This window comes from Candidatus Woesearchaeota archaeon (assembly GCA_016192995.1).
Lineage (GTDB): Archaea > Nanobdellota > Nanobdellia > Woesearchaeales > DSVV01 > JACPTB01.
In genome coordinates this window covers 258,804-264,827 of the sequence record JACPTB010000005.1, presented here as the reverse complement: position 1 = coordinate 264,827, position 6,024 = coordinate 258,804, and the positions used below count along the sequence as shown (strand labels likewise).

The window sequence follows — 6,024 nt, the reverse complement described above, 5'->3', positions numbered from 1 at the left end:
CTCTTAGGAGTACCGGTTTAAAGAGGTCAGAGGGTTGCTTGCTTTACGCAAGTCTTATAATCCCGATCTTTAGTCGGGATTATATTTAGCTCCTTCGGAGCGTGACCGATTATGCGATTGAAATAAGCGAAGTTTCGAAGGTGCTAACCTGGCGGCAGCCATTTTTTGGATGAAGCCGTATTTCTAATATTCCACACTAATCAAGTAGTAAAATCAAATATATTATTCTTTAACGGCCTTAAACTTCAACTTGCTTTTAACAACTTTATCAGAAATAATGCATGAATTACCCTCAGGATCTTCAATGGTAATAGTAATCTTATCATGTCCCCACATAACATCCTGTATCTTTTTGAGCATACTCTTTGCTTTTCGCCGATCTTCATCGTCTTCAGCAAAATCACGCGCTTTTTCTAACATTACTTTAACTCTATTCAAAATACCTTCAACATTAGTAACATACCCATTTGCCGCAGTTCCTGGTTCAATGTCCATAATTCGCGGTATTTTAACCGTTGCAGTGCTGCTTTTAACAACACGAACATTTAAATCAGCTTCAGAAGAAATTTCAAAGGTATATTTCGCAGGCTCATTTTTTTCGCATTCTAAGTCTGCTTTATGATACTTACATTCAGAACAGGACATGGAAAAAATATACACTTTGCCAAAATAAGGAATATCCCGATCAGCTTCAGTCAAGGTAAGCGTATCCTTCATGCACATCGGGCATTTCTGTCCTTCCAAAACATCAGGTGTTTCATCCATGCAGTCCTAAAACACAAAAAGGTTTAAAAAGTTTGTGAATAAATAATTTTAAGAAATTATAGTATCTATTCATCATCACTTGTTTCTGGTTCAGTAGTGTCTTTAGAACGATAGATTTCTGCAAATGATGGCGCAACAACTAAATAATCATCGCCGAAGCCTGCAATATCTCCATTGATTGCATCACAGGTTTTCTTTATTTTGTTAATAGCACGTTTTAATTCAACAAGATCTTTGCTTTTTAACGGCTTGATATTGATTAATCCTATAGTGTATCCTTGCCTCATAGCATCAAGAATAGGTTTTACATCTGAAAAATCATTAATAACAAATGGTCGTACAATCACTTTAGAATGTTTATCATCAGAAGAAACATTGTCAAGTTCAACATATTCTTCTTCTACATAATCAGTGTCAACATCATCGTCTTTGCTTTTTCCTGAAAATGTCTGTCGCATCTTTTCAAATAATTTTTTCATGGTAACCCCTTTGTCTCCTTAATTATTTGACGCTTATAATCTTGGATTTAGACAAGCCAATGTTGTATATAAATGTTTTGCTTTTATTCCGCACCAGTGAAAAAATCGTATTCGACTGGTAGTTACTTTCTAACGTTAAGCCACGTTATTGAAAAGCTTGATGTTGCCATCAATACTGCGAAGCTGATTGAAATTAAATTCGAGTACTTTTCGGAGTGCCAGAGAGAAAAGTACTATCTATGAACTACGCCAAAGCTGAGCCGATGGCAACCTTTGCTTTGCAAAGAGAGCTTTTCAATAACACCTGTTAAGCAAAACATTTTTAAAGTTATAAGCTAAGGAAAAACCGTATGAAAAAAGAGCAGGATCCTTTGAATTTTAACAATACAAAGGACATTAAAATTAATCAAAAGATGATTGACCAGGTAGTTGGTCAAGAGCATGCAGCCAATGTTATTAAAAAGGCAGCTTCCCAAAGAAGGCATGTTTTTCTTATTGGAGAACCGGGGACGGGAAAATGTGTTGGTAAAGATACCTTACTATCTACAACGCTTGGTCCTATTTCAGCAGAGAATTTATTTCAGAATCTAATAAGCAAGGATGTTCTTCTTACGAGCAACGATGAACTCTATACGCTTCCTAAAAAAGAAATCAAAGTTCATGCTCTTAACAAAGAAGGAAAAATAGTTTCACAAAGAATTCTACGGCTTTATAAAGGAAAGCGGAAAAAGGGTCTGCAAATAAAGACCTATTCTGGCGCAGAAGTTATTGTTTCAGGAGAACACCCTATACTTTCTATTAAAGATAACAAACTAATTTTCAAACCAAGCGAAGAGCTTACAGAAGGATGTTGGGTAGGGCTTGCAAGAGTATTAACTTCAAATGACAGTTATGTAAATGAATTAAAATCTATACTTAACACAGACATTACTCCAAGGTATTATCAATACAAGGGTAAAAACAATGTTGTTTGTGTTCCTATCAAAATTCCATGGTCATTAGATGCTGATCTTGCTTATTTTTTAGGTATATATATTGCAGAAGGCAGATGGCAAGGAAACATTAAAATTTACAATCAAAACAAATCTATTCAAGCTAAAATTAAAAATATTCTTAAAGAAAAATTTGATTATCCTGAACAACTCATTGAATTGCAAGAAGACGCAGTCTACATCAGAAAATCACGTTCGCTTATTGAATATTTGCATGCGGTTTATCAGCTTCCAATAGAAACTACAAAACAGTCAAGCAAGAAAGTAATTCCCCAGCTGCTCTTTTCAGCACCTCGAGAAGTAGTTGGAGCTTTTATAAGCGGGTATATTGATGGCGATGGTTATGTGAGTGCAAATCGTGGTTTTCATGCTACTTCGTCAAGTAAACTCTTGATTGAACAGCTTCGGCTTCTGTTATTACATTTTGAGATCCAAAGTAGAGTAAAAGTACAAAAAAAATGCGCAACAAATACCATAAAAAAACACTGCAGAACTTATTTTACGCTTTCAATCCAAGACTGCAAGAATCTTCTCAAATTAGAGAAAATGCTGAAGCTAGTAGTAGATTACAAGCAACAAGCATTCTCTCACTATGAACAGAAACAAGCAAATACCAATGTTGATGTTATTCCAGAACTTGGAGGTTTGCTTTACACAATTAAAAACAAAGTTCATCTTACCTATGATGGTTTAGACATGTATCATGCAACCTTAGGAAAAATAAGGCATAATGAACGACAAGCAAGCAGAGGATTTGCACGTTCTTTTGTCGAAAAAGTTGAACAGAATATATCCCTCCATAATAATAATCAAAGTGGTAGCGAATTTTCTGCAGCAGTTTCCTCATTTCCAGAACTAGAAACATTAAAACTACTATGCAATGCAGATCTTTTTTGGGATAAAATCAAAGAAATAAAGCTAGTTGAAGACGACATGTATGATTTTGAAATAGAAGGTGTTCATAATTACATTGTCAATGGGGGATTAGTTGTCCATAATTCTATGCTCGGTCAAGCACTTGCTGAACTTCTCCCTAAAGAAAAGCTTGTTGATATACTTTCATTTCCTAATCCTCATGATGAAAATAAACCTTTGATCAGAGTAGTTCCTGCGGGCACAGGAAGGGATTTAATTTTACGTTCAAAGCTTGAAGGAGCAAATATGTTCAAAAACCAGAATATTATTTTGTTTTTCATTGCAATTCTTGTATCAGTGGGGCCATATTTAGGATATAAATACAAGATTTTTCCCTTTGATCAGCCAGTAATTTATGCTGCGTCAATGTTAACATCAATGGCTTTAATCATTGGCATTGTTATGATTATGAATTTTGGCAAAAGAATGGGAGTTAAAGCTCAAGTTCCTAAAATTATTGTAGACAATGCAAATGTAGATAAAGTGGCTTTTTATGATGCAACAGGCGCGCATGCAGGAGCATTGTTGGGGGATGTGCTTCATGATCCATTCCAAACCGGCGGTTTAGGAACACCTGCGCATGAACGAGTTGTTGCAGGGATGATTCATAAAGCAAATATGGGTGTATTATTTATTGATGAAATTGCAACCTTAGAGCCTCATACCCAGCAGGAATTGCTTTCATCGTTGCAAAATAATAAATACGCTATTACTGGTCAAAGTGAACGATCAGCAGGAGCTATGGTAAGAACAGAAGAAGTTCCTTGTAATTATGTTTTAGTTGCAGCTGGTAACATGGAAACTATGAAAAATATGCATCCAGCATTACGCTCAAGAATTCGCGGATATGGTTATGAAGTGTATATGAAAGAAACCATTGAGGATACTCCAGAAAATCAATTCAAAATAGCCATGTTTGTGGCCCAAGAAGTAACAAACGATAAAAAAATTCCACATTTTGAAAAAGAAGCAGTATTGCAAATTATTGAAGAAGCGCAGCGCCGGGCAAATAGAAAAGGACATTTAACCTTGCGCTTGAGGGAATTAGGCGGTTTAATACGAGCAGCTGGTGACATAGCTTTAGAAGAAAAGAGTGAGTTGGTTTTGAGAAAACATGTACTTAGAGCAAAGCTCATTGCAAAAACATTGGAGCAGCAGATTGCTGATAGATATATAGAGCGAAAGAAAGAGTATGCAGTAATACGTGTTTCTGGAAAACAAGTTGGCCGCGTTAACGGTTTAGCAGTTATTGGTGATGGCGCTTCCTATTCTGGAATTATTCTTCCTATTGAATCAGAGGTAACACCCGGTGGTAAAGAATCAGAAATTATCGCAACAGGAAAATTAGGGGAAATTGCCAAAGAAGCAATAAAAAATGTTTCGGCAATTATCAAGAAATTATTTGGTGAAGATATCAAAGGAACGTGTGATATTTATGTGCAGTTTTTGCAAACCTATGAAGGTGTAGAAGGAGATTCAGCAAGCATAGCTGTTGCAACCAGTGTAATTTCAGCATTAAAAAAAGTGCCTATAAAACAAAACTATGCAATGACTGGTTCATTATCAGTGCGTGGAGAAGTGCTTCCGATTGGGGGCGTATCTGCAAAAGTAGAAGCTGCAATTGAAGCTGGCATTAAATTGGTTATTGTCCCTGAATCTAATCTTCAAGATATAGTTTTATCACAAGATAAGCTGAAGAAGATAAAAATTGTTCCTGTTAAAAATATCAAAGAAGTGTTGACTGAGGTTATGGATTGGAGTAAACACCGAAAGATCTTGGAGAAAATAAAGTCAGGATAAATGATGAGACCTTTGCGGTTATTCTCACAGAGCCGACCTTTGCAAAATACTAAATACTTGCAAAGGTCATTAATATTTATTTTCTAAACCTAATCTCAACTTCATCAGTTCTCAAATAAGGATTAATAACTGCGTTTTGAACAGATAATTTATCTCCTGTTTTATATTGTTCATAGCCAAGCCATGCAATCATCACACCATTGTCAACATTATATTGGTTTTCTAGAATAAAACATGATGCGCCTCTCTCTTCGCACATTATTTGAGCCATCTCTTGCAATCGTTTATTGCAAGCAACGCCGCCGCCGAGCAATAACTCGTTTTTTCCTGTATGGGCAAGCGCGCGTTCAGCAATCTCAATCATCATGGCAAAAATAGTTTCTTGCAAGGAATAGCAAAGATCTTCTTTAAGGTAATTTCCAGAATTAATTTTCTGTTTAAGATTAGTTAACATCCCACCAAAATTAACATCCATGCCCTTGACAGAATAAGGTAACTCAATAAATTTTGTTCCATTTCTAGCGAGTTCCTCAATTTTTGGACCTCCTGGAAAACCAAGAGCAAGTTCACGAGCAAAAGTATCTAATAAATTCCCTATACCTATATCAAGGGTTTCACCAAAAATACGATATTTGCCAGCTTCATAAGCAATAACCTGGGTATTTGCTCCAGATACATACAATAAAATAGGATCTTTTGCTTTAGTCAAAAGCCTGCCTATTTCAAGATGCGCTATACAATGATTTACACCAGTCAATGGTTTATGATGCAGTAGCGCTAATGTCCTCGCAAACATTGCTCCAACACGCAAGCAATGTCCTAATCCAGGGCTTTGAGAAAAACTAATAAGATCAACATTGTTGATAGTTATGTTTGCAGTTGTTAAAGCTTTTTCTAATGCTTTATCACAAACTTCAACATGATGATCAGCAACAGCACTTGGAACCATGCCTGCCTTTTTTGTTGTGTAAAGTTCTTTAACATTGGCAAGAATCTTCTGTTTATTGCCTTCTCCTGATATGATTCCTATCCCAAAGGTATGAGCAGTGCTTTCTATGCCTAATGTGATCATA

Annotated in this window: 4 protein-coding genes; 1 reads left to right on the top strand and 3 read right to left on the bottom strand. The window is 35.9% G+C overall.

The window, feature by feature from the left end; translation table 11 throughout:
- Positions 1-222 precede the first annotated feature (222 nt).
- Positions 223-765, bottom strand: coding sequence for a ZPR1 zinc finger domain-containing protein (locus tag HYY69_05075; GenBank protein ID MBI3032823.1), 543 nt, complete (start codon positions 763-765; stop codon positions 223-225).
- Positions 766-830: 65 nt separating this feature from the next.
- Complete coding sequence (sepF, locus tag HYY69_05070; protein ID MBI3032822.1) at positions 831-1,244, bottom strand: cell division protein SepF; 414 nt, start codon at positions 1,242-1,244, stop codon at positions 831-833.
- 350 nt (positions 1,245-1,594) lie between these two features.
- On the opposite strand from sepF, the gene lonB reads away from it, so the two are divergent.
- Positions 1,595-4,951 (top strand): ATP-dependent protease LonB, encoded by a 3,357-nt coding sequence (gene lonB / locus HYY69_05065; protein ID MBI3032821.1) that lies wholly within the window; start codon positions 1,595-1,597, stop codon positions 4,949-4,951.
- Between the two features lie 76 nt (positions 4,952-5,027).
- Here the strand turns inward: lonB and HYY69_05060 are convergent, their stop codons facing one another.
- Positions 5,028-6,023: a bifunctional N(6)-L-threonylcarbamoyladenine synthase/serine/threonine protein kinase gene (locus HYY69_05060; protein ID MBI3032820.1), complete on the bottom strand. Its 996-nt coding sequence runs from the start codon at positions 6,021-6,023 to the stop codon at positions 5,028-5,030.
- Position 6,024: the final 1 nt, after the last annotated feature.

What these genes read in the sequence shown, in the direction of transcription:
- HYY69_05060 (MBI3032820.1), bottom strand. Translation starts at nt 6,023, where the DNA reads ATGATCACATTAGGCATAGAAAGCACTGCTCATACCTTTGGGATAGGA.
- lonB (MBI3032821.1), top strand. Translation starts at nt 1,595, where the DNA reads ATGAAAAAAGAGCAGGATCCTTTGAATTTTAACAATACAAAGGACATT.
- sepF (MBI3032822.1), bottom strand. Translation starts at nt 1,244, where the DNA reads ATGAAAAAATTATTTGAAAAGATGCGACAGACATTTTCAGGAAAAAGC.
- HYY69_05075 (MBI3032823.1), bottom strand. Translation starts at nt 765, where the DNA reads ATGGATGAAACACCTGATGTTTTGGAAGGACAGAAATGCCCGATGTGC.